19 protein-coding genes are annotated in these 23,860 nt (G+C 49.1%); 4 read left to right on the forward strand and 15 right to left on the reverse strand.

Annotated elements, in window-relative coordinates; all coding sequences use genetic code 11:
• Window positions 1–54: 54 nt before the first annotated feature.
• Both BMZ51_RS01155 and BMZ51_RS01165 read right to left on the reverse strand, forming a co-directional pair.
• Entirely contained in the window at window positions 55–1,995 is a 1,941-nt protein-coding gene (locus BMZ51_RS01155) for an ABCB family ABC transporter ATP-binding protein/permease (RefSeq protein WP_068007179.1), read from the reverse strand.
• 345 nt (window positions 1,996–2,340) lie between these two features.
• Window positions 2,341–3,750, reverse strand: a complete 1,410-nt coding sequence (locus tag BMZ51_RS01165) for a LysM peptidoglycan-binding domain-containing protein (RefSeq protein ID WP_208979208.1) — start codon at window positions 3,748–3,750, stop codon at window positions 2,341–2,343.
• Window positions 3,751–4,016: 266 nt separating this feature from the next.
• Between BMZ51_RS01165 and BMZ51_RS01170 the strand changes: the two genes are divergently transcribed.
• Window positions 4,017–4,607, forward strand: a complete 591-nt coding sequence (locus BMZ51_RS01170; protein WP_068007174.1) for an LOG family protein — start codon at window positions 4,017–4,019, stop codon at window positions 4,605–4,607.
• 80 nt (window positions 4,608–4,687) lie between these two features.
• Here BMZ51_RS01170 and rarD read toward each other — a convergent pair whose 3' ends face one another.
• The 3 genes from rarD to cysS form a co-directional block, all read right to left on the reverse strand.
• The gene (rarD, locus tag BMZ51_RS01175) at window positions 4,688–5,629 is read right to left on the reverse strand and encodes an EamA family transporter RarD (RefSeq protein ID WP_068007171.1); all 942 of its coding nucleotides are present in this window, start codon (window positions 5,627–5,629) and stop codon (window positions 4,688–4,690) included.
• A 93-nt stretch (window positions 5,630–5,722) separates the two neighbouring features.
• A complete protein-coding gene (gene cimA / locus BMZ51_RS01180) occupies window positions 5,723–7,327 on the reverse strand; it encodes a citramalate synthase (RefSeq protein WP_068007170.1) in 1,605 nt (534 codons plus the stop codon).
• A gap of 212 nt (window positions 7,328–7,539) precedes the next feature.
• The gene (gene cysS / locus BMZ51_RS01185) at window positions 7,540–8,991 is read right to left on the reverse strand and encodes a cysteine--tRNA ligase (protein WP_068007168.1); all 1,452 of its coding nucleotides are present in this window, start codon (window positions 8,989–8,991) and stop codon (window positions 7,540–7,542) included.
• A gap of 535 nt (window positions 8,992–9,526) precedes the next feature.
• Here cysS and BMZ51_RS01190 point away from each other — a divergent pair.
• A complete protein-coding gene (locus tag BMZ51_RS01190; protein ID WP_068007166.1) occupies window positions 9,527–9,994 on the forward strand; it encodes a hypothetical protein in 468 nt (155 codons plus the stop codon).
• 574 nt (window positions 9,995–10,568) lie between these two features.
• Here the strand turns inward: BMZ51_RS01190 and BMZ51_RS01195 are convergent.
• Complete coding sequence (locus BMZ51_RS01195) at window positions 10,569–11,108, reverse strand: CreA family protein (protein WP_068007163.1); 540 nt, start codon at window positions 11,106–11,108, stop codon at window positions 10,569–10,571.
• A gap of 191 nt (window positions 11,109–11,299) precedes the next feature.
• On the opposite strand from BMZ51_RS01195, the gene BMZ51_RS01200 reads away from it, so the two are divergent.
• A complete protein-coding gene (locus BMZ51_RS01200) occupies window positions 11,300–12,340 on the forward strand; it encodes a DUF2865 domain-containing protein (RefSeq protein WP_068007160.1) in 1,041 nt (346 codons plus the stop codon).
• Here BMZ51_RS01200 and gltX read toward each other — a convergent pair.
• The 9 genes from gltX to rpiA all read right to left on the reverse strand — a co-directional run bounded on the left by gltX (window position 12,303) and on the right by rpiA (window position 22,904).
• The gene (gene gltX, locus BMZ51_RS01205) at window positions 12,303–13,667 is read right to left on the reverse strand and encodes a glutamate--tRNA ligase (RefSeq protein WP_068007157.1); all 1,365 of its coding nucleotides are present in this window, start codon (window positions 13,665–13,667) and stop codon (window positions 12,303–12,305) included. The genes BMZ51_RS01200 and gltX overlap by 38 nt on opposite strands.
• Before the next feature lie 131 nt (window positions 13,668–13,798).
• Window positions 13,799–15,019, reverse strand: coding sequence for an MFS transporter (locus BMZ51_RS01210; RefSeq protein WP_068007154.1), 1,221 nt, complete (start codon window positions 15,017–15,019; stop codon window positions 13,799–13,801).
• A gap of 123 nt (window positions 15,020–15,142) precedes the next feature.
• Entirely contained in the window at window positions 15,143–16,810 is a 1,668-nt protein-coding gene (locus BMZ51_RS01215) for an NAD+ synthase (protein ID WP_139201338.1), read from the reverse strand.
• A 155-nt stretch (window positions 16,811–16,965) separates the two neighbouring features.
• Window positions 16,966–17,490 carry a response regulator gene (locus tag BMZ51_RS01220; protein ID WP_208979209.1) on the reverse strand — a complete coding sequence of 175 codons (525 nt, stop codon included), beginning with the start codon at window positions 17,488–17,490 and terminating at the stop codon, window positions 16,966–16,968.
• Between the two features lie 164 nt (window positions 17,491–17,654).
• A complete protein-coding gene (locus BMZ51_RS01225) occupies window positions 17,655–19,025 on the reverse strand; it encodes a class II 3-deoxy-7-phosphoheptulonate synthase (RefSeq protein ID WP_068007148.1) in 1,371 nt (456 codons plus the stop codon).
• 340 nt (window positions 19,026–19,365) lie between these two features.
• A complete protein-coding gene (locus BMZ51_RS01230; protein WP_068007145.1) occupies window positions 19,366–20,004 on the reverse strand; it encodes a gamma-glutamylcyclotransferase family protein in 639 nt (212 codons plus the stop codon).
• Window positions 20,005–20,103: 99 nt separating this feature from the next.
• Complete coding sequence (gene gor, locus BMZ51_RS01235) at window positions 20,104–21,483, reverse strand: glutathione-disulfide reductase (protein WP_068007142.1); 1,380 nt, start codon at window positions 21,481–21,483, stop codon at window positions 20,104–20,106.
• A 164-nt stretch (window positions 21,484–21,647) separates the two neighbouring features.
• Window positions 21,648–22,163 (reverse strand): DUF2059 domain-containing protein, encoded by a 516-nt coding sequence (locus tag BMZ51_RS01240; protein ID WP_068007139.1) that lies wholly within the window; start codon window positions 22,161–22,163, stop codon window positions 21,648–21,650.
• 51 nt (window positions 22,164–22,214) lie between these two features.
• The gene (gene rpiA, locus BMZ51_RS01245; RefSeq protein WP_068007137.1) at window positions 22,215–22,904 is read right to left on the reverse strand and encodes a ribose-5-phosphate isomerase RpiA; all 690 of its coding nucleotides are present in this window, start codon (window positions 22,902–22,904) and stop codon (window positions 22,215–22,217) included.
• Window positions 22,905–23,142: 238 nt separating this feature from the next.
• On the opposite strand from rpiA, the gene BMZ51_RS01250 reads away from it, so the two are divergent.
• A complete protein-coding gene (locus BMZ51_RS01250) occupies window positions 23,143–23,826 on the forward strand; it encodes an HAD family hydrolase (RefSeq protein WP_074881677.1) in 684 nt (227 codons plus the stop codon).
• Window positions 23,827–23,860 lie beyond the last annotated feature (34 nt).

The raw sequence follows: 23,860 nt of genomic DNA on the forward strand, positions 1-23,860 counted from the left end.
GCTCATTTAAGCAGAGATTCCCCTGATTGCGCGCGGAGCAATCCACTCAACCCACTATTTCTTCGTATTTATACCCTCAATTACGCTTTCTTCGGCACTTTTGCCTCTTGAAATGAAGCCTTGATCATCTTCACGCATTTCTGCAAGGCGCGCTTCAGCTTCACTGACTTCACGTTGACGGCTCCACATGGATGCATAAAGGCCGTCTTTGGCCATCAATTCGGCATGCGTGCCTTGTTCAACTGCTTCACCAGCTTTCAAAACAAGAATCCGATCTGCATTGACAACGGTAGACAAGCGGTGTGCGATCACCAGCGTTGTTCGGTCTTTGGATACGATGTCCAATGCAGACTGAATTTCTTGCTCTGTATGGGTATCCAAAGCAGATGTAGCTTCATCAAGGATCAAAATTGGAGGGCTTTTCAGGATCGTTCGGGCAATCGCTACCCTTTGCTTTTCCCCGCCGGAGAGCTTTAGACCGCGTTCTCCAACTTCACTTTCATAACCATTTGGAAGGGCGTCTATGAAGTGGTCAATCTGCGCAAGCTTTGCAGCTTCCTTCACCTCATTATCGCTCGCGCCAACGCGGCCATAACGAATGTTGTAGGCAATGTTGTCATTAAACAACACGGTGTCCTGAGGAACCATGCCGATATGATTGCGAAGAGATTTCTGTGTAACATCCCGCACATCCTTACCATCGATGGTGATGCGTCCAGAAGTCACGTCGTAGAACCGGAACAACAAACGGGAGATCGTAGACTTACCTGCTCCGGACGGACCCACAATCGCGATAGTGCTGCCAGCTGGCACTTCGAAGTTCACACCTTTCAAAATCGGACGATCTTCATCATAGTGGAAGTGCACATCCTCGAAGCGAATGGTCGCTTCTTTGACCTTCAGCTCTTCGGCAAGCGGCTTATCTTGAATTTCTGGTTCAACGGCCAAAACCGAGAACATCGCCTCCAGATCAGCAATCCCCTGCCGAATTTCGCGATAGATAAAACCAATGAAATTGAGAGGAACAGAGAGCTGCATCAACAGAGCATTGATCATCACAAAGTCGCCTATCGACTGCTCACCGCGCTGGATCGCCATTGCAGACATGGCCATACAAGTTGCCATGCCAACACCTAGGATCAAAGCCTGACCGAAGTTCAGCCATGACAGTGAAGTCCAAGTCTTAATGGCCGCTCGTTCATAGCCGCTCATTGCTTTATCAAAGCGACTGCGTTCCACTTCCTCGTTGCCGAAGTATTTCACTGTCTCAAAATTTAAGAGGCTGTCGACAGACTTACTATTTGCATCATTGTCCGCATTGTTCATATCCCGGCGGATCTGAATGCGCTTATCAGAAGCTACGACAGTGTAATACACGTAGGCAAACACAGTCAGGCCAACGACGACAACATACCAAAAACCAAACTGAAACCAGATGACCAGCGCCATCATGGCAAATTCAACGACGGTCGGCATACCGCTCAAGATCGTAAAACGAACGATACCCTCAATGCCCTTTACCCCACGGTCGATGACGCGGGTAAGACCGCCAGTCCTGCGAGACAGGTGATAGCGCAATGAAAGCGCATGAAGGTGCTGGAACGTAAGGTTTGCGAGCTCGCGCACGGCGTGAAGGCCAACGCTTGAAAAGATTGCATCGCGGATCTGATTAAACCCGACCGCCATCAATCTGGCAACATTGTAAGCCAGAACCAGCATAATTGGCGCAACCAAAATTGGTGGCAGCCAATCGGGTAGGACACCATTTTCTGTTAAAGCATCGGTAGCCCATGCATACAGATAGGGTGAGAATACAGTGATGATTTTTGCGACAATCAGCGCCGCAAGGGCGAGAACGACACGCTTTTTTAGCTCCGGTCTTGCATCTGGCCACATATAAACCCAAAGGGTTTTTAGTGACCGAAGCAGGCCTTTATCGTCAGCATCCAAAGCCGGCGCCGACTTTCCCCGCTGTTTTTGATTTGTTGCAGTCATGCTTGTGCCTTATTGCCTTGAGCGTTCTTAAAACCAAAGAGCGCTTGGGCGAATTGGGGATGTCATATCAAAAAAGCAATGAGATTGAACGCTTTCATTGCCATCAGAGTTTGAGCGGCTTTTGCCGCTTTTTTTAGCATGTAAACCAGCGAAAGCGCTGGATTGATCCTCCAGCGCTTTCGAAAACCTAGAGCTTATCGCGTAAATCGACATTCACACGCTACGTTCTAAATTGTTAACTTGCGCGGCCCTTCTTTTCGAAACTTGTGTTCGCGTTTCGATGGTCCGCGTTAATCTGGAAAGATTTCACTTCTTAAATAGGTTGTTTGAAGAGAATAATCCAGATCAGTTCTGAATTGTTTTCCAGTTCAGGTCTGCAACAGGTAGCATGAACACCTGACCTGGATAGATCAGATCCGGGTTCCGGATTTGCTGGCTATTTGCCTGATAGATGGTTGTGTAGCGGGTGCCTTTGCCATAGAGGCGACGCGAAATCGTCCATAGGTTATCACCTTGACGGATGATCACATTTGGCAATTCACCAATTCCTACAGATGCTGAAGCACCGCGTGAACCTGAGCCTTCTGCAACCAAACGTACAGGGATCATGACAACGTCGTTTTCACCCTTGGTGAACACAACCTGCGCTCGGGCTGCTACCTTGCCTTCAGTGTCTGCAAGCCTGTCAGCTCTGACTTCAACGTTGCCAGCAGAGATCTTCTTTTCAGCTTCCACAAGCCAGCGACCTTCTTTGCCAGCTTTCGCTTCACCGACAAACTCCTCACCAACATAGACACGTACCTTCGCATCCGGTTTACTTTCACCTGCAACAAAGACTTTGCCCTGTGATGTTTCAACGGACTTTACTGAAAGGTCAGAGCTTTCTTGTGCAGCTGCACGCATTGGCTGGACTTCAGGTCCGGCAATCTGATCTTCCACACGGGCTGTGATCTGAGGATGTGCAGCCTGACCGGTCGACTCCTGGGCTTCCTTTTGTACGGTGGGAGCTACAGTATTTTCAGGCGCTTGAGACTTAACAGCGGCGATCTGCGTTTCAGCGGGCGCCGATGCTGGGCTGTTGTTAGCAACAGAAAGCGTTGGAGCCTCTGTCTCAGGTTTCTTGATTTTAACGGTTGTGACCGGTTCAGCAGTTACTGGAGCTTCCGGCATTTGAAGAATCTTGGATGGCGCGTTGGGCTCATTCAAGACGATCAACACTTCTCCAGTTTCGTTTTCAGGAACTGACACTGCAATATGTTGCGCAGAGCCGCTTTTCTCCTGAGTTTCGTTGTTGGTTGCTTCAAGGCTTACATCGTGATCGCCCGGCGTTAGAGGCCTATCGAGAACAATAGCGAATTCGCCGCGGGTATTTGCTATCCCTCTGCCGATTACGTCACCATTGGAAATGAGAGCAACAATTGATCCAGCTTGCGCACGGCCAGCCACAACAGCATCACCTGACGGCTCCACGCGCATCACATCAAAGCTTGGGACATTTTCTGTCATGATATCAGCTGCACCCAACTGAGCAGTGACATCAGTTGGATTGTTAGCTTCGACTTTGTCCGTTTGAGTGCCTGATGAGTTGAGCTGTACATTGCCGTTCGCAGCAGCCTCAAGCTTAGCAAAGGCGTCTTCGGCCTCAGCAACAAGCGAAGCATCATCCTTGCTCAGGTAGTACGCTCCTGCACCGATTGCGCCCGCTGCAACAGTTACAGCAACTGCCAACAACCAGTTCATCCCCGATTTCGACATGGTTCTCAATTGCTCCTCAAGCAGACCATAGTCCAATCGACATGGCATGCTACGACATTATATCAGATTCTCCGGACATCAGTTTATCCGGTTGTCACTGTTGCTTATCACAACACAACAAGGACAGACTTTAACCGTGTTTGTTATACATGTTTAACCCGAGGGGCAAGGTGCACCATGCCAAGCAAGCTGCGCATGTTGGTGTAGTTAACCTCATTTTATGAGCTTTGCTTGATGTTATCCTAGCCTAATGCGACAGAATACCTATGAAAACCTTGAAAAGCATCTGCGTATATTGCGGCTCAAATGCGGGCAGCCAGCCGCTGTTTGAGCAAGCCTCCATTCAGCTTGGTAAACTATTGGCCAGCGAAGGGATTCGGCTCGTTTATGGCGGCGGGTCCATTGGACTGATGGGAGCGCTTGCAAAAACTGTTTTGGAAAATGGCGGTGAAGTTACAGGTGTCATCCCTGGATTTTTGAAGGAACGAGAGGTAATGCTTGAACAGGCCCACGAGTTGATCGTGGTTCAAGACATGCATGAAAGAAAACGCACCATGTTTGAAAAGGCGGATGCGTTTATAGCCTTACCCGGTGGCATCGGAACTCTAGAAGAGCTTGTGGAGATGCTGACTTGGGCCCAGCTTGGCCGTCATGACAAACCAATGTTACTGCTCAACCTCGCTCAGTTCTGGACACCTTTGGTCGAACTACTCGATCACATGAGAGGTTTAGGGTTCATTCGGCCCGACAGCGATATCACCTATGAGATCACTGATGATGTTTCTCAAAGCATCAATCTGCTTTGCAAGGCCATTGAGGGCTGCAAAGTTGAAAACCCTAACCTCAAAGATATGTAAAAATATGCCCGCTGAAACGTCAGCGGGCACTCAAAAGTACATCACATTCTCTAGCCAAACATTTTGTGCGAGCGCTTGCCCTAAGCAAGTTTTGCTGCCCGACGCTTTGACATTAGCCCGTCAATTGAAAAAATGACGAGTGATAACCAGATCATAGCGAACGCAAACAAACCTTCCGCTGAAAGCTCTTCACCAAACAGCCAAATCGCGGTGAGAAAATGAATGGAGGGCGCAACATATTGCAGGAAACCGATGTAAACCATTGGCAAACGGCGCGCAGCAAATGCGAAGATAACCAGCGGAACGGCGGTGATCACACCTGTGAATAGCAACAGGGAAAGAAACAGAGGGTGTTCCAACGGTATTGCGGGGTAAACTCCCCCAGTGCCAGCACCAGCGAAATACCAGATTCCGGCAACCGCAAATGGCATAACAAGCAGAACCTCAACCAATTGACCAGCGACAGCACCAACGGGCGCTTTTTTCCGCATTAGACCATAGAGCGCAAAGCTCAAAGCAAGCACAACAGAGACCCACGGCAACTCACCCATATCGAATGTTTTATAAACCACTGCGGTCACTGTAATTGCCAGCGCAGCAAGTTGGGCTTTGGTCAAACGTTCCGATAACAATAAAACACCGAGCCCAACACTCACAAGTGGATTGATGAAATAACCGAGGCTTGCATCTAGTACCCTGCCCGTTTCAACCGCCCAGATAAACACAGTCCAGTTTATGCTAATGACCGAGGCCGATACCAAAAGGTATTTAAGGCGTGAGAAGTCTCCGAAGATTGAAAAAACCTCGCGACGCAAACTTCTTAGCGCCATAAACGAGCCAAGGAACAGAACGGAGCCAATCACCCGGTAGCAAATCACTATGATGGCTGGCATATCAGCCGTAAGTTTGTAGTACATGGGGGCAAAACCCCACATGAGATAAGCAGAGACTGCCGCAATCAAACCTGCTTTGAACGCTTCTGGCGTGCCTAGCTGATCAGACACTGAAGCTGACTGGCCCATGATTTCCTCATAGTTTAAGCAAAAGAACGTCAGAGAACCTGACGCTCTTATTGAAAAGAGTAAGTTGCAGCAGCCATCGCGGCTACGATACAATCAGGCTGTTTCCAGCTCATCCGCTTTAAAGATGCAATAGCGTACTGAATCTACGAGTGCCTGGAAGGATGCATCTACAATATTTTCAGAGACACCGACAGTGAACCAGCGTTTTCCGGTTTTTTTATTCTGGCTCTCTATGAGAACCCTTGTAATCGCACTGGTGCCGCCATTCAATATACGCACCTTGTAATCAATCAGTTCCAAGTCTGCTATTAATCCCTGATATTTACCAAGGTCTTTGCGAAGCGACAGATCAAGAGCGTTCACTGGACCATTCCCCTCCGCCACAGACATGAAAGTCGCTCCGTCGACTTCTACTTTCACCACTGCCTCAGAGACCGTTACCCGCTCACCCAGCGCATTGTAACGTCGCTCTACACCTGTGCGGAAGGATAGGACATCAAAATAGTCAGGCACTGAATGAAGGCGACGGCGGGCAAGCAATTCAAAAGAGGCATCGGCCGCTTCGTATGCAAAGCCCTGTGCTTCAAGTTCTTTAACTTCCGCAAGAAGGCGGTCAAGGCGTGGATCAGCTTTGTCAGCTTCAACACCAAGGCGCTTTAGCTCATTGAGCAAGTTGGATTTACCAGCCTGATCTGAGACCAGAACTCTGCGCTGATTGCCGACCATTTCAGGTGGGATATGCTCGTAAGTATCTGGGTTCTTCAAGATTGCGGAGGCGTGAATCCCAGCTTTGGTTGCAAAAGCATTCGCTCCAACGTAAGGAGCGTGAACGTTAGAAGATCGATTCAAGATTTCGTCAAAACTTCTTGATATTGCTGTTAGATTCGTTAGGTCTTCAACTGCGATGCCAAGCCCAACCAGATCGTTATACGGCTTTTTCAGCAGCATATTCGGGATCAACGTTATTAAGTTCGCGTTGCCGCAACGCTCGCCGATCCCGTTCAATGTGCCCTGCACCTGACGGACACCAGCAATCACGGCGGCGAGTGTGTTTGCGACAGCGTGGCCGGTATCATCATGTGCGTGGATACCAAGGTTGCTGCCCGGCACGAACTGCATAACTGCATTAACAATTTCAGCCACTTCATGGGGAAGTGTACCGCCGTTTGTGTCACATAAAACAACCCAGCGCGCTCCAGCATCATAGGCTGTTTTTGCGCACGATAACGCATATTCCGGGTTGGCTTTATAGCCATCAAAAAAATGCTCGCAATCAATCATTGCCTCTTTGCCGACAGCGACGGATGCTTTGACCGTGTCGGCAATACTCTCCAAGTTGTCCTCATTGGAGCATTTGAGCGCGACATCAACGTGGTAGTCCCAGCTTTTTGCGACATAGCAGGTGGCATCTGCTGCAGATTGCAAAACCATCTGAACTCCTGGATCGTTCTCAACGGAGCGCCCAGCGCGTTTGGTCATGCCAAAAGCAGTGAAGATAGCTTTTGTTGTTCGTTTTTCTGCGAAGAACCTAGTATCCGTTGGGTTTGCCCCTGGATACCCGCCTTCGATGTAATCAACACCAAGACGCTCCAACAAGTCGGTAATGGCAATTTTTTCATCCACGGAGAAGTCAATGCCGGAGGTTTGAGCCCCATCGCGCAGTGTCGTGTCGAAAAGATACAGACGTTCCTTCGTCATAATATGCCTACCCTACTTATTACCCCGAGCTTTGCCCCGGCTTTCTCTCAATTTGCCGCTGGTGCCTTCCCCCAGCACTCTGCTTCGTTCTCAGGGCACACATGTACGCCCTGAGAAAACTCTGTGACCCTAAACGGTTAGTGGCCACATAACCATGGAGCTTACTTCAAGCGTCCTTGTGGTATCTGCTCACTCGTCACAATTTTCATGCTTTAAGAACAGGACCACGTGGTTTCAATCTCACCGGTTTCTTTGTTTTTCATATCTTTAAGCACAACACCATCGGCGGCGAGTTCATCACGAATGCGATCACTCTCCGCAAAATCTTTTGCTTTGCGTGCTTGCAGGCGTTTGGCGATCAGCTCTTCAACTTTTGCCGTCAGTTCCGGAGACGCATCGGTTTCAGCCTTCTTCACTTCCTGATCTTGCGAAAATGATTCAAGATCAAAGCCCAAAAAGCTGATAGAATTAGCTAATTTCTGCAAAGCACCCACGTCACCGCCGCGCCCATCACGTGCGAGTTTATGCAATGCTGCAAATGCTCGCGGTGTGTTGAGGTCATCAAGCAAGCCTTCTAAAACGCCGTCATCCAGTGCACCATTATTTTGCGTCACGACGCCATGCTTCTTCATCAGGTCTGACCAGCGTGTGAGCTGTTTTTCGCCCTCTGCCAGACTTTTAAACGTGAAGTCAATCGGTTGGCGATATTGGGTTTGAAGCAATGCATAACGCATTGCCTGCCCGGACCACCGCCGCCCGCCACCTTCTTCGGTGTCCAAAAGTTGGTGGACAGTAAAGAAGTTGCCCAGCGATTTGGACATCTTCTCACCTTCCACTTGAAGGAAGCCGTTGTGCATCCATACATTGGCCATTGCATGGGTGCCATGAGCACATCTGGATTGTGCGATCTCGTTTTCATGGTGTGGGAAGGTCAAATCGACGCCACCACCGTGAATATCAAAGACCTCGCCCAAATGTTTTTCGGACATTGCGGAACATTCAATGTGCCAGCCCGGGCGACCCGGTGTTTTGATACCGCATGGGCTTTCCCAACCCGGCTCGTTTTCCTTGGATGGCTTCCAAAGTACGAAGTCAGTCGGGTCTTTTTTGTAGGATGCCACCTCTACGCGAGCGCCAGCCACCATTTCGTCAAGCGTCCGGTTTGATAGCTTCCCATAATCCGGCATGCTTGGAACATGAAAGAGAACATGCTCATCCGCAACATAGGCATGGCCTTTGTCGACGAGCGTCTCAATCATCGTTTTCATTTCTTCGATGTGTTCAGTCGCACGAGGCTCAATATCTGGAGCTTGAGCGCCCAGCGCAGACATGTCCGTGTGGTATTGAGCCGCTGTTTTATCGGTCAGCTGCCGAATGGAAATCCCTTCTCGCGCCGCACGTTCATTAATCTTATCGTCTACGTCTGTAATGTTGCGCACGTAGGTCACGTGATCTGCGCCATAAAGTTGACGTAGCAACCTGGCCAAAACATCAAAGACGACAACGGGACGTGCATTGCCAATATGGGCGTAGTCGTAGACGGTGGGACCACACACATACATACGCACGTTAGATGCGTCCATTGGCACAAATTTCTCTTTTGTGCGTGTCAGAGTATTGGTGAGCAGAAGTCCCTTGTCGCCTGGGTTAGTGTCTGCGCTCATAATGGTTCGTCTCCGGGCCAGCTGGCCGGGCGTTCATCTCACGCAGAATACAAGCAGGATAGAACGGCCACAGCCAGCGTTTTCGCTAGCTGCAAATAATGATGGTGCAAAAAGAAGTGTGCATCGCCGTTTTCATAAAATGGTTGTCGCTGATTGTGGCTTACAGGTCAAGTCTTAGTCTCACCGCTTCACCTGAATTTCCCGCAAAGTCGGTTAGAAAACGGCTTGTAGAGGCCTTTCTGTTACACAAAACAGAGGAAACCAAGTCTGCTGGACCATAGAACTATGAAGAGCGCCAGTACATGGCTGGCTTTGTAAATTGGTCCTGCGGCGCATTGGGTTCAGGCTCGTCTCCATTGACTAGAGCACAAGCATTCAGGCACTCACTCCTCTGCCGCAAGTAAGACTTCAAGGAGAACCTTATTGGTTTCTTTAGGCAGATTTATATCGGTAGCGGATTTTTACTGTTGCTTTAGTGAAGGCTCGATAAATAGGATCCCATGCTCAAAGAAATAAAGAGACTGAGGTTGACCTGATGAAAATAAGAGCTTTATTTCTTGCAGGAATTTTCGTGGTTCCAGCTGCTCCTGGGCTGGCTCAAAATGAAACCATGCCAGTCGATAACCAGTTTGATCTCTCCGGCACCTATGAATGTATCAGTGTCAACCATAAGAGTCCTAGTGAAGATCACACAAATAAAGACCTTATGCTGACACTCATTGAGGACGGTGGCCGCGACTTTCAATCCTATGACATCAGCTGGGCGTACACCGTTCAAGGCAAGAAAGTGAGCGCCAAGGCCGTTGGCCTATTACAAAACGAAACGTTATCTCTGACCTATACGCTAAACTTCTCTAGCGCGAAAACAATCAATGGCGTGGAAGTGATGCGCTTTAACAAAATGGGCGAAGACTGGTTCATCCATGGCAAGTGGCTTCGAAACGATGGAACCTACAATACTGGATCAATCGCCTGCGTATTGCTTTCCACTACATCCAAATAAGTAAGACATCGAGCCTCTAAAACACCGGCGCTACGGGAAACCGGGAGGATCGCCGTGCGACCTTGGTTGCCCAGATAACTCCCATGGCCTTGCATTGTGATTCCCATTTTTAAGAAGAAGCCCAACCAAGACAACAGAGAGGGCATCTTCAAGCGAGATATCACCATTTCCGTAACGCCCCTCACAAAATACGATGTATTCACGATACAAGTAATACCAAATCACTCATCAAACAGGCTCAAATATGATTGATCTGCGCGTTTTGCCACATGGATAATGAAGGATTTAGTAAATAGTGTAACTTTGGGCGAATTGTGCTAGGATTTCTCAAACGGAATTGCATCTCATAATTCAAACGGGGGTTGATTATGCTGAAGCATGCTATGGGTGCGGTAATTGTGGCTAGTGCTATATCAAGCCCAATTATCTTCCTTGCGGTTTATTTGTTTTTGAACTCTTCCTAAGCCTGTTTTATCCAGTTAGATGTTACCAGCTCAGACGAGTTTCCAAGATTTGAAAGGCAGCATTTTGTGCTGCCTTTTCTTGTGCTCACTTTAATGGCTAAACAGTTTCTTCACTCTTCAAGATATTCTGCGCATTTTTCTGGAAGCTGGTCTCCCCAAGGCATAATTGGCACCGTTGACGTGGAGTTTTTCGGGCTGCCTTCAACGAGCTTGTCAGAATAGACGAGATAAACCAAGACATTACGCTTTACGTCGCAACCACGAACGATCCGCATCTTTTTGAAAAAGAGCGAGCGACTTTCGCGATAAACTTCATCGCCCTGCTCGAATTTACTGTTAAATTTTATTGGACCAACCTGACGACATGCCAGCGAAATATCGGAGGTTTCCTCCTCTAGTCCCAACCACCCTGCAAAGCCGCCTTTCTCAGGAACTGTGAAGTGGCATGCGACTCCGCTTACTTGCGGATCATCAAGGGCATAAGTTGCCAACTTATGATCAGGACTCAAAAACTTCCAGACCGTAGATTTTTTGAAAATCAGATCCGGGTCCTGTGCATGTGCAGCCCCTCCTAAGATACTCAATCCAATGCTTGTCGCGATGATAAATGTACTCACCAATTTCAAAACAGTTTTCCTAAATGCCAACATCAGCAAGGTTCCTCTCCGCGCGCATCAACAAATACTTTAAATCACTTTCGATATAAGATGTTTTCAGGCAACTACCAGCAACAGATAAAGAGTTTTTTGCAAAACTTATATAAATCCTCTAGTTTCGCCCCAATAAGGCCATAGAATAGCTTATCTGTACGTACCTTCTGACTAAATTACGATTGCGGGCTATGATCACTTCCAGAAACTTCCATTCACTAGCAACTGCTGCACTGACCCTTGCAACTTCCCTCATATGGGCACAAGGTGCCTTTGCGCGCCCTCAAGTGTGTGACAAGCTGGAAGCAGAGTTTATCGAGCTCTCAGAGCAGGTCGATAATGCTGGAGGTCCAAACAGCTGGCAGAATGCATATGAGCAACAAATCGGTCATATTCGTAATATCCAGTCTCAAATGTCCAGCAACGGCTGCAATGGCTCTTTTGGGCCGGCACAATGCCAGCAGCTGAATTCATCTTTGCAACAGATGAACGAGAACCTTGTGTACCTTGACAGTCAGAGACAACAGGAACTTTATTCAAATGCTTTGCAAGACCGCCTGAACGAAGTGAGCCAGGCATTAGTTGATCTAGATTGTTCCGGGCGTTCCAATCAATTAACCCCGCCAGCGCGTGTCAATCAACAGCCATTGGAGCTCGCCCCACGCTCCACAGCAGGCTTTTCTTCCAGCAAGCAACAATTCGCAAGCATGTGTGTGCGTAAATGTGACGGCTATTACTTCCCGATTAACCCCAACTCCACTGCTGAAGATCTGACGGAAGATGAAGAGATCTGCCAAGCTCTCTGTCCAGGACAGGACACCGAGCTTTATGTTTTCCGCGTTCCCCAAGAGACACCATCACAAATGCAGTCTTTGAGTGGCGCTCCTTACACATCACTTGCAAACGCCTACTCTTTCAGGCAGCAAAACAACCCTGCATGTTCATGTGATGCAAATGCATCTCAAGCGGGTGGGCTGGATCTAGCACCATCTACTCCACCTTTGGACCAAGCAATCCAGACAGGAGAGCTTGGCGAGCTGACACCAGCTGCAACCCCAACCTATCCTGCTATTCCAAGTCAGGGCGAATTACGCCAGAACATAGATGTGAATGGGGCCCAGAGCGAAAACCCTGAGCCCGCACTTGTTCAAAACAAGTTTGTTCCTCGCGAAGTTGAGCCTCGCGAGGGGCCAATTAGGAAAGTCGGTCCAAAGTTTTTTCCCGACCAATAAACGGTAGCATGTTTTTCAGGTCTGGCCCGTGTGCCAGGCCTGTGATTGCTTTACGCAGTGGCATGAACAGGCCCTTACCTTTACGGCCCGTTTCGCCTTTCACTGCCTTCGTCCACTCACCCCATGTAGTTTCGTCCCATGGTTCTTGTGGCAACAAAGCCTTTGCCTGACTGACAAACTCTTTGTCTTCATCCGCGATTTCTGGTGTCACAGAACCAACAACAAGCTCCCACCATTTTTTCGCATCATTTACCGTAGAGCAGTTTTCTTTAACCACGTTCCAGAACTTTTCATCGCCTGCAACGCCATCAGACTTGAGACGCTCAGCAACCTCGGCAAAGCTCATTCCGTGAACGAGTTTTGCTGTTAAGTGCCCAACATCGTCTGGGTCAAACTTTGCCGCCGACTTGGAAATGCCCGTGAAGTCTAGCATGTCTGCCAGTCCTTCCATGGTCTTAGCCGGTTCAACTGCATGGCTGGTGCCTGTCAAAACAGCAAGGGAACACACAGCCATCGGCTCATATCCTGCCTCGCGCAGGGAGCGGATGGATAGCGCGCCAGAGCGCTTGGACAGCCCTTCGCCTGATGAGGTCGTGAGAAGGTTGTGGTGGCCAAACTCAGGTACCTTTGCACCCAGTGCTTCGAAAATCGCAATCTGAACACCGGTATTGGCAATATGGTCTTCACCCCGGATCACATGAGTGATGCCCATCTCAGCATCATCGACGATGGATGGCAGTGTATAAAGGTAAGTGCCATCTGCGCGCACCAGCACAGGGTCAGACAGAGATGCTAAATCAACGGTCTGACGACCACGGATTACATCGTCCCAATGAACGTCAGTCCTAACACAGGAAAACGGGTCATTAGCCGTGTGATTTGGCAACTTAAAACGCCAATGAGGCTTGCGCCCTTCAGCTTCATACTCAGCAACTTGCTCATCAGTGAGTTTTAGGCCAGCGCGGTCATACACAGGAGGGCGCCCCATGGCACGTGCCCGGTTGCGGCGACGCTCCAGCTCTTCTGGCGTTTCATAACACGGGTAAAGAAGTCCTGCTTCTTTCAGCTTCGCAGCTGCGTCATCATACGATGCAAAACGCGCAGACTGTTTTTCCACGCGATCGGGGTTGATACCCAACCACTTCAGATCTTCAGCAATACCCTGAGCATACTCGTCTTTCGAGCGCTGAATGTCTGTATCATCATAACGCAGAACAAAGGTGCCGCCCTGCTTTCTAGCAAAGAGGTAATTAAAAAGCGCCGGACGCACATTCCCGATATGGATGTGGCCAGTTGGAGATGGCGCGAAGCGAACCGTAACACTCATGGCGGAGCCTTCTCATTAATAAATAACTTTAATATTCGGGTATCGTGTTGGCGGGGGTGGGTCAACCAGACATTGTCCAGTACCTACGGATTATCTTTTCTATTTGGCTGAATTGTCTGCTTTTGCGGGTTTCAGGCCGGTAAGCGGGTGAGTTGTAAATGTGGTTTAACGGCCAGCAGTATCACTCCCAACCCAAAACAATAAAGGCTTGAGACTGCGAATTGTGTGTCCAGCTCTACGCCATAATCCACTAAAACGCCCATAAGGCCGGGTGCGAGCGCTGAGGCAAACACCATCAGCGCGGAGTATATTGAACGGATTGCTCCCAAATGTGCTGTTCCATACAATTCTGCCAAGACCGCCGATGCAATCGCGCCCCATGAGCCTACAGTGATGGCCAGAATAGATAGCCCTACGGGAACGAAATAGACCTCATCGGCAAATGCAAAGACAAGAACACTGATGCCGAGCGGAACTACCGAAAATGGAAGAAGAGCGACGGCAGAAAACCGGTCAATCAACATGCCTGCAAGTATCGAAAAGACAGCTCCAGCGGCTGCATATAACGGTAAATATGAGGGTAAAACTGCCCTGCCCCAACCCTTTGCTTCCATGAAATGCACCTGATGAAACATCATGCCGGTTACCAGAAATGGTACTGCAAGCACTGCAGCCATAACCACCCAGAAGCGCCAGTCCGCCATCACTTGCTTTCTCGTCCAGCTTACAGCCGGGCGAGTGGACGTTGGCGAGGTCAACGGATTTTCCGGCGTGCGGTCCTTTCTCAGTGTCAAATAGGCCAGAGGCAACATGATAGCGAGCAAGATACCAGCTGACACGAGCCACAAATCTCTCCACGAAAAAATGGCCATGAGAGAGACAGCTGCTAAGGGTAACAGTGCCTCACCGGCCATATTACCAAAGGAAGCCAAACTGAGCGCCTTGCCTCTGGAACTATGAAACCACCGCGACATGGCTGTGAGCGATGTATGGGGGAGCATACCTTGTCCAAATAACCGCAATCCATAAAGACAAAACCCGAGTACTATTAGAGAGTTGTGCCAGCTCATTAAGAAACTGAATCCAGCTAGAATGACAATCGCGGTACAACCGACCACAACGGGCCGATAGTAGTCGACAACCTTCCCCAGATAGATAATGGTTGCAGCGCTCGCTAATGTGGCCAGCATATAGATTGAACCGAAATCTCCGTGAGACAGGTTATATGTCGCACGAATATCGGCGGAAAACTGGGCGATGAAGAACGTCTGGCCGAAGCTGGCACCAAAGCCCAGCAGAAATCCACCTGCGACCCAACGCAGGTTCTTCTGAAGAAAAGAAAATAAAGTCATGGACTTAACCTGAATATCGTAGAAAGAGATTCAGGTCATATCTCCTGAATCCCCCACAAGAGAGATCAAATCCAAACCGAAATCTACTTGGCCTAAAACTAAGTTATTAGGCTGCATACATTTCTAGCTTCGATCTCTGAAACGGTTGGTAATTGGATAGCGTCGATCACGCCCAAAGTTCTTGAGTGTAATCTTAACGCCAGGCGCTGCCTGTCGGCGTTTGTACTCAGCAATGTAAAGAAGGTGTTCGATTCTATGGATGGTTTCTGCAGAATGGCCTCGCTTCTCGATTTCGTCAAGGCTCATCTCTTCTTCGACGAGGCAATGCAGGATATCATCCAGTACATCATATTCCGGCAGGCTATCCTGATCTGTTTGATTTTCGCGCAGTTCAGCTGTTGGTGCCTTCACAATGATATTGTTCGGAATCACCTCACCAGAAGGGCCTAATACACCAAATGGATGGTGCTTATTACGCCAATCCGATAACCGGTAGACCTCAGTTTTGTATAGATCTTTGATCGGATTAAAACCACCATTCATATCCCCATAAAGGGTGGCGTATCCTACTGACATTTCTGATTTATTGCCGGTGGTTACCACCATTGCACCAAACTTATTGGACACAGCCATTAAAATGACGCCTCGCGAACGAGATTGCAGGTTCTCTTCAGTGACGCCGCTTTTGGTGCCCGCAAATACATCTGCCAGTGTCTTCTGGAAGCCCTCAACAGGTTCTGCTATCGGAATGGTATCGTATTTCACACCAAGAGCATCAGCACACGCTTTTGCATCTGCGATACTCGCTTCAGAGGTATAGCGATATGGCAGCATAATGCAGTGCACACGGTCTGCACCAAGTGCATCGACTGCAATAGCAGCACAAATCGCGCTGTCGATTCCTCCTGAAAGCCCAAGCACGACGCCTGGAAAGCCGTTCTTATTTACGTAGTCTTTAAGGCCAAGCACGCAAGCGAGCCAGTCTGCCTCTTGCGTTTGCGGTAACGGCATAATCCTAGATTTCTGAGCGACCCAGTTCTGATCAGCATTTTTTTGCCAGTCAAGATAGCCGATATCCTCTTGAAACTGACTCAGCTGCATAACGAGCGAGTGATCATGATTAAGCGCGAACGATGCGCCATCATATACGACCTCATCCTGACCACCCGTTTGATTGCAGTAGACAAGAGGCAATCCTGTTTCGACAATCCGAGAAAGCATGATTTGCATGCGCTCCTCGGTTTTGCCGCGGTTATAAGGAGAGCCATTGGGTACAAGCAGAATCTCGGCACCAGTTTCAGCAAGACACTCACAAACTTCATCAGTCCAGGTGTCTTCGCAAATTGGGACGCCAATCCGCACACCGCGGAAATTCATTGGTCCCGGATTTGGCCCTGAATTAAACACCCGCTTTTCATCAAAGACGCTATAGTTTGGCAGGTCTACCTTATAACGCAGGCCTTCTATGCGACCACTGTCCAGAAGCGCAACTGCATTGTATAACTTACCGCCTTCAGCCCACGGTAGGCCGACAAGTAACGCAGGGCCACCGTCAGCAGTTTCTTGCGCTAAACTTTCCAACTCGCGCTTACATGCTGCAACAAAGGATGGTTTAAGAACCAGGTCCTCTGGAGCATACCCGGACAGAAAAAGTTCCGTGAACAAGACTAGATCGGCGCCTTCCTCGGCAGCCAGCTTTCTATGATGGCGTACTTTTTCAGCATTACCGGACACATCACCAAGGCAAGGGTTGGCCTGTACAACGGCCAAGCGAAACTGGTCTTTGATCATCATATAAACTTCAATGGTTTCAATGGGTGGAAGGGCTGGCCCTGTTCATTATGAGTTTCAAGAACTCAACCAACGATGTACAGCTTTTTTTGCCGGGAGAAAAGTCGATCCGTCACATAGATGACGATTGCGGAAGAGGATTCACAGGGCCACATTCAATCAGTATTTTTTTTCCTGACTTTTCCAGAATCTTTCGCTTTTGCCATAACATCCAAATGTTGCTGCAACCGTGTCCCCATGGGCAATTGAGCCATATCTCTGGCCTGAATTGGCTCATCACCCTGCATGACGATGGCCCGCAAGCGATCATAAAGAACTGCAGGAGCAACTGGTTTGGCAAGAAAATAGTTCACACCAGCGTTGCGCGCAGCGAGCACAACGGACCGCCGAGAATCTGCTGTGATAACGACCACGGGCGTTTTGGCAACTTCAGAATCCTCATCGCGCCTGAGAATACGCAGAAAGTCATTTCCATCAATTGGATGCATAATCCAATCACAAAGGACGATATCTGGTCTGCGATCCAAAAGAATGGCGATTGCATCGGCACCATCTGCAGCTTCATATATGGAGCGCACGCCGAACCCTGACACCATCGTTCTTAAGATGGAGCGCATATAGTTGTTGTCGTCCACGATGAGTACCGAATAGCCGGACAACAATGAATCGCTTTGAAGCACCAAAGTCTCCCTGCAGGCGAAGAGCTACAAACAACAAATGATAAAGCAAGGGCAGCAGACACGCGCCTTCAATTTGGCTGTGTCTAACTCAGGCGTATTTATCAAAAAAACAGGGGCTGCACAATGTGCAACCCCTAGTCTTCAATTGTATACTCTAGGTAGACTTAAGTGTTTACAGCGACACGAGTATCAGATTCTTTTCTGAGATTTTCGGCAATTGTAAACGCAAGCTCCAGAGCCTGGTCCGCATTCAAACGCGGATCACAATGTGTGTGGTAACGATCGCCAAGCTGTTCAGCAGACAATGCCCGCGCACCGCCTGTACACTCAGTTACATTACGACCAGTCATTTCGATGTGCACGCCACCTGCATGGGTTCCTTCAGCACGGTGTACCGCAAAGAAGGATTCTACCTCATGCAAAATGCGTTCGAACGGACGTGTTTTGTAGCCGTTTGCGGTGATGGTGTTGCCGTGCATTGGGTCACAAGACCAAACAACTTTTTTACCTTCACGCTCAACCGCACGCACCATTGCTGGAAGATGTTCGAACACCTTGTCATGACCGAAGCGGGTGATCAGTGTCAGACGACCTGCTTCGTTCTCTGGGTTCAGGACATCAATCAGCTTGATCAACTCTTCTGGATCAAGAGACGGACCGCACTTAAGGCCAATCGGATTCTTGATTCCACGGAAGAATTCAATGTGAGCATTTTCGAGCTGACGTGTACGATCACCAATCCAAAGCATATGGCCGGATGTTGCGTAACATTCGCCAGTGGTGGAATCGATACGTGTCAGCGCTTCTTCGTAGCCCAGAAGCAGTGCTTCGTGGCTGGTGAAGAAATCGGTGGAACGCAGCTGTGGCGTATTGTCAGGATCGATACCGCAAGCGCGCATGAAGGACAACGCATCAGAAATGCGATCTGCCATTTCCTGATAGCGATGTGCCTGCGGGCTGTCTTTTACGAAGCCGAGCATCCACTGGTGCACGTGATCCAAGTTGGCAAAGCCACCTTGAGCAAACGCGCGGATCAGGTTCAACGTCGCAGCGGACTGACGGTAGGCTTTCACCTGACGCTCTGGATCGGGAATGCGAGACTCTTCGTTGAACTCGATACCGTTGATGATGTCGCCACGGTAGCTTGGCAGCTCAATATCGCCCTTCTTCTCAATATTAGAAGAACGCGGCTTTGCGAACTGACCTGCAATACGGCCCACTTTTACAACTGGTTGCTGCGCACCATAGGTGAGCGCCACGGCCATTTGCAGGAATGCTCTAAAAAAGTCGCGAATGTGATCAGCGTGATGCTCTGCAAAGCTTTCCGCACAATCACCACCTTGCAAGAGGAATCCACGCCCCTCGGCAACATCAGCGAGCTGCGCTTTCAACTTGCGCGCCTCACCTGCAAACACGAGCGGCGGATAAGTTGCTAGGCGACTTTCAACGTCTGCCACTGCTTCCTTATCTGGATAGTCCGGTACCTGCACGATCGGTTTTGATCGCCAGGAATCCGGTGTCCATTTCTCCGCCATTTTAAAACTCCATCAATACGGAATGCTGCCAGCGCGCCCAATGCGCTTGTCTTTGGCAACCTTAATTCTCTGAGCTGTTCTCATCTTGTGACAAAAGCCCAGAAAGGCTTATACACGCAGCCCGTTTGCATGACTAGGGGTACGTATACGTTGTTTTATCGCTGTAGATTGAGGATACCTCAAAAAAGATCTTACCATCGAGAATCCATCAAAGCACCCACCGTTTAAGACACCATGTGCCAATACAAAGCAATATTAAAGCTCTTTGTTTCAATGAAACCCATTGGATCGCAGAGGAACACTTGTGCAAAGATGCTTTGAGCACTCAGACTGCGGACACTCAAACCCAGTTTGAGCGTTTTAAATATTGAGCATTCACAGATTTAAGCAGGTCGTCAATTTCTGCGGCGAGCCCGTTGGACAAAGTAATTGCCCGTGGATAATACGGGTCTGCCCGATCATTCACGATTGGAACTCGCCCCCAACCATCGGTCGTCTCAACAAAGTGCTCCATCCCTTCTTGTCCCCACAAACGGTGGAACCCAGCCATCACACAATCGATGTAGCTTTGCAGGATCGGGTGCTCTTCACACCCCCAATGTGCAAACTGCTGCTGCACTTGATAAAGGAAAGTGTCAGACGGCATCTGCCTTCCACAGTGAGGTGTAAAACTGCCCTCATCTAAAGACTTGCGGTCATAATGCCATTCTCGCTGATCCAATGCCGGTAGATTGACCTTGCTATCCAGAACCATTGCACCGTGTATGACAGAGCCCTCTTCCCTGCGCACACCAAGCGCGCACACTCCGAGACCAGACATACGACCACTGCCGTCTTTGCCCTTGGAGCAACCACGCCATTCCCGCTTCCACCCGCTCAGTTCCCCGGCAACAACCTTGGTACCTGCAGGCAATGTTTCTTCATTTACGAGCGAACCATAGCCAAAATAGCAAATCTGGTCCTTAACGAGATCAGTCACAGGTATTCCTATCAAACTTCAAAATTGCCCAAATCTTGAAAACAGCTAGTGAGAACAGCCAGCAGACGCCGGCGATCCATTTTCGCGCAGTTAAGAGTTTTAATTCTTGCGAATGCGTTGGGATGGTTCGCGCATCGTCACCAGTTCTTCAGCTGCAGTTGGGTGAACAGCAATTGTACGATCATAATCTGACTTTTTTGCGCCCATCGTTAGCGTGACACCAATCATTTGGATCAACTCACCGGAATCAGGGCCCATGATGTGGATACCAAGGATCTTGTCTGTGTCCGCATCAACCAACATTTTAAGAAGCATCTTGCCCGGCTTTCCGGAAAGCGTGTTCTTCATTGGCCGGAATGACGAGCTGTAAACGTCAATATTATCAAAGCGCGCTTCAGCTTCTTCCTGCGTCAGCCCCGCAGTTCCGATCTCTGGCTGGGAAAATACCGCGGTTGGGATCATAGTGTGATCCACATGCCATGTCTTATCGCCGTAAACGCTATCAGCGAAGGCGTGGCCTTCACGAATTGCAACTGGCGTCAAGTTGGCGCGATTGGTTACATCACCAACCGCATAAATACTTTCTACTGAACTCTGGCTTTGCGGAGAAACAGCCACCGCTCCAGCTTTATCCAGTTCAACACCCGCCTCTTCCAAACCAAGGCCAGCCGTATTCGGACGTCTGCCAATGGCATATAGCACCTGATCTGCCTCCATAACCTCACCATCGTGAGTGGTAACAGTCAGTCCACCATCATGTTTTACAATGGAAGCAAGAGTGGTTTTGGTTTTAACGGTGATGCCTTTTTCTTCCATCTGCTCGTGCAAACCGATGCGCAGATCCATGTCAAAACCACGCAAGATTTCTTCGCCACGGTAAATGAGCGTGGTATCAGAGCCCAAACCGTTGAAGATGCCTGCAAACTCAACAGCAATGTACCCGCCACCAACAACTATCGTGCGGTTTGGAAACGTGGAGAGATGGAAGGCTTCGTTAGACGTGATCGCATGCTCGCAGCCAATCAGACCTGAATCGACATTTGGCGTCGCGCCCACGGCAACCAAGATACGTTCAGCTGTAATCACCTGATTTGTAGACAGCAGCCGGACAGTATTCGGGCCTTCAATCACCGCCCGGCTGTCGTGCAACTCCACTCCAGTGTTATCCAGATTGCGGCGATAGATACCTTCCAGACGTGTGATCTCTTTATCTTTGTTCTCAATAAGCTTTTCAAAGTCGAAGGTAGGCGTGCCATTCAAGCTCCAGCCATATCCATCGGCATTTGCAAAATCCTCGGTGAATTTGGAAGCATAAACAAAGAGCTTTTTGGGAACACAGCCCCTAATGACGCATGTTCCGCCATAACGAAATTCTTCCGCAATACCAACTCTTGCGCCATGGGTTGCAGCAATACGTGCGGCGCGCACGCCTCCAGACCCAGCCCCAATAACAAAGAGATCGTAGTCGAAATTAGTCATCACAGCCCACTTTCGTTTGCAATAAAACCTTATGCAACGACGTTTCAATACGCTCTAAGGTTTTGTCTTAATAAAACGTTGGCTCTGATTTGGGCCAGATACGCCAAAATTTCAAGGGGCGTATCTGATAAGCTGTTCATTTTGGTTCGCGATTTCGTGATCGCTTACTGAACTGCCATTGCAGCAAGCTTCTTACGTGCAATTGCAACCAAGTCGGTGCTGATTGCATCGCTCCACTGCTTCGCCGCACCGATGGTCAGTGCAGACAATGTACCTGACAGGTTTGCCAGACGCTTACCCGTATCGGAATTGTAGAACGTTGCAATCTCGTTGAGCTGCTCTTCAGAGAATCGACGCGCCCATACTTCGTAAATCACTCGATCCAGCTCCTGACGTCGCGGAATAAGCTCCACAGCAGCTTCATTTACAGCAATGTCGATTTCTGCGCTCATTGCCGGGTTTGAGCGAATGAAGAGTGTACGAGTACGCTCTGCAACATCTGGGAGAATATTATCAAAATTCTCGATGGACTTAGTTGCCCGAACCGCAGCTTTAGCAGCTTCGATATGGCTTGCAGACATGGTGTTGTCCTGAGCCATGACAGGGCTGGAAACCAGTACACCAGCAACAACCAGTGATGCGACCCCTGCAATTGCTGCAGATTTGAACTTAGCGAGCATAAATGGCTCCCCTATATATTAATTAGCTGATCTGAAAAAACCCAGGGCAGCTTAAGGTTCCAAGACACGAATTTCATCAGTACCAGCAACATAAGCTCGTACTGCCATATCAATAAACAACCCGTGCTCAACAACGCCTGGAATAACCTCCAGGCGTTTTGCCAAGGACTTCGGGTCGCGGATCACCTTCAAATGGCAATCAAAAATGTAGTTGCCGTTATCGGTTACAAGTGGTTCTTCCCCTAGCATGCGCAGGATCATTTCGCCTTGCAACCCTTCAGCGTCAAAGCTGTTTTGCATCATCTGCCTGGTGGCCTCAAGCCCGAATGGCACAACCTCCACGGGAAGTGGGTAGTTTCCGAGGGTATCAACAACTTTACTCTCGTCTGCAATTACGAGCATACGAGCAGAAGCCGCCGCAATGATTTTCTCGCGTAGGAGCGCAGCACCGCCACCTTTGATGAGATTAAGCTGCGGATCAACCTCGTCTGCACCATCAATAACAAGATCAAGAACCGGCGCTTCATCCAGTGTGGTCAATGGCACACCCAGTTCCTTGCAAAGCGCCTCAGAATAAGATGAGGCTGGAACACCGATAATTTCAAAACCGTCATCAACCATCTTTGCTAGAAGGCGGATCAGTTCGTTTACGGTTGACCCAGAACCTATCCCCAGCTTCATACCAGGTTTCACTTCTTTGAGTGCTGCAGCTGCGGCTTGTGCCTTCAAACTCATTGCCATCTGACTAATTTCTCTTCCCCGGACCCGAAGCTTCTAAGAAAACATTCACTTTTAAGTACAATTTTGCCTAGCGATGCAGCTTGGGTCTACTCTGATATAACTCCCGCTGATTACCATGAGGAGTGTGAGCCGCCAAGCAGCAATCCAACTAACACCCATCAGGTTTTCCTCCTAAATTGACTTCGCGGTGAATTTAGGTAGTGTATCGCGGATTTTCTCAACAGAAACGAGCTTTAGTATGACAACACCAGTTCTGGTTTTCGACCTAGACGGTACTCTCTTGGAGACCATGGGAGACCTCACCGCGTCGATGAATCATGTCTTGGTAGAAGCCGGCTTTGAAGCCATTGAGCCTGAACGGGTAAGAAAAATGGTAGGCGCTGGCGTGAAAGTGCTGATGAGCCGTGGGCTGGAGGCGAACAAAGTTGAGGTGACAGAAGAAGTTCTTGAACCCCTACTAACCAAGTTTATTCGCCATTACGAGACACATATTGCAGACCATACCTACGCCTTCCCTCAAGCACTGGAAACAGTAGCGAATTTGAGAGAAGCAGGATGGAAAACTGCTATTTGCACAAACAAATTGGAAAAGCTGGCCAAACCACTCGTTCGCGCCAAGAATATGGAACACTTGTTTGATGCTGTGGTAGGTGGTGATACCTTCTCCAAGAATAAACCAGATGCGATGCCTGTCTTTGGAGCAATCGACATTGCGGGTGGCTCGCGTGCCGGTTCTATTTTTGTAGGTGACTCCAAGGCCGACATCGCCGCTGCGCGTAACGCAGGCCTTCCAGTTATTGCAGTTGACTTTGGTTACACCGATATTCCTGTACGCGAATTGGGACCTGACGTTGTGATTTCTCACTTCAACCAGCTTGAAGCAGCAGTCAAAGAGCTAAGCGAAGAAAGCAGCAAGTCCTAACCTACCGATATATATAAAATATATTCTGCCGCCC

It is taken from the genome of Pseudovibrio axinellae (genome assembly GCF_900110875.1).
In the GTDB taxonomy this organism is placed as follows: domain Bacteria; phylum Pseudomonadota; class Alphaproteobacteria; order Rhizobiales; family Stappiaceae; genus Pseudovibrio; species Pseudovibrio axinellae.

What these genes read in the sequence shown, in the direction of transcription:
- BMZ51_RS01155 (WP_068007179.1), bottom strand. Translation starts at nt 1,995, where the DNA reads ATGACTGCAACAAATCAAAAACAGCGGGGAAAGTCGGCGCCGGCTTTG.
- BMZ51_RS01165 (WP_208979208.1), bottom strand. Translation starts at nt 3,750, where the DNA reads ATGTCGAAATCGGGGATGAACTGGTTGTTGGCAGTTGCTGTAACTGTT.
- BMZ51_RS01170 (WP_068007174.1), top strand. Translation starts at nt 4,017, where the DNA reads ATGAAAACCTTGAAAAGCATCTGCGTATATTGCGGCTCAAATGCGGGC.
- rarD (WP_068007171.1), bottom strand. Translation starts at nt 5,629, where the DNA reads ATGGGCCAGTCAGCTTCAGTGTCTGATCAGCTAGGCACGCCAGAAGCG.
- cimA (WP_068007170.1), bottom strand. Translation starts at nt 7,327, where the DNA reads ATGACGAAGGAACGTCTGTATCTTTTCGACACGACACTGCGCGATGGG.
- cysS (WP_068007168.1), bottom strand. Translation starts at nt 8,991, where the DNA reads ATGAGCGCAGACACTAACCCAGGCGACAAGGGACTTCTGCTCACCAAT.
- BMZ51_RS01190 (WP_068007166.1), top strand. Translation starts at nt 9,527, where the DNA reads ATGAAAATAAGAGCTTTATTTCTTGCAGGAATTTTCGTGGTTCCAGCT.
- BMZ51_RS01195 (WP_068007163.1), bottom strand. Translation starts at nt 11,108, where the DNA reads ATGTTGGCATTTAGGAAAACTGTTTTGAAATTGGTGAGTACATTTATC.
- BMZ51_RS01200 (WP_068007160.1), top strand. Translation starts at nt 11,300, where the DNA reads ATGATCACTTCCAGAAACTTCCATTCACTAGCAACTGCTGCACTGACC.
- gltX (WP_068007157.1), bottom strand. Translation starts at nt 13,667, where the DNA reads ATGAGTGTTACGGTTCGCTTCGCGCCATCTCCAACTGGCCACATCCAT.
- BMZ51_RS01210 (WP_068007154.1), bottom strand. Translation starts at nt 15,019, where the DNA reads ATGACTTTATTTTCTTTTCTTCAGAAGAACCTGCGTTGGGTCGCAGGT.
- BMZ51_RS01215 (WP_139201338.1), bottom strand. Translation starts at nt 16,810, where the DNA reads ATGATCAAAGACCAGTTTCGCTTGGCCGTTGTACAGGCCAACCCTTGC.
- BMZ51_RS01225 (WP_068007148.1), bottom strand. Translation starts at nt 19,025, where the DNA reads ATGGCGGAGAAATGGACACCGGATTCCTGGCGATCAAAACCGATCGTG.
- gor (WP_068007142.1), bottom strand. Translation starts at nt 21,483, where the DNA reads ATGACTAATTTCGACTACGATCTCTTTGTTATTGGGGCTGGGTCTGGA.
- BMZ51_RS01240 (WP_068007139.1), bottom strand. Translation starts at nt 22,163, where the DNA reads ATGCTCGCTAAGTTCAAATCTGCAGCAATTGCAGGGGTCGCATCACTG.
- rpiA (WP_068007137.1), bottom strand. Translation starts at nt 22,904, where the DNA reads ATGGCAATGAGTTTGAAGGCACAAGCCGCAGCTGCAGCACTCAAAGAA.
- BMZ51_RS01250 (WP_074881677.1), top strand. Translation starts at nt 23,143, where the DNA reads ATGACAACACCAGTTCTGGTTTTCGACCTAGACGGTACTCTCTTGGAG.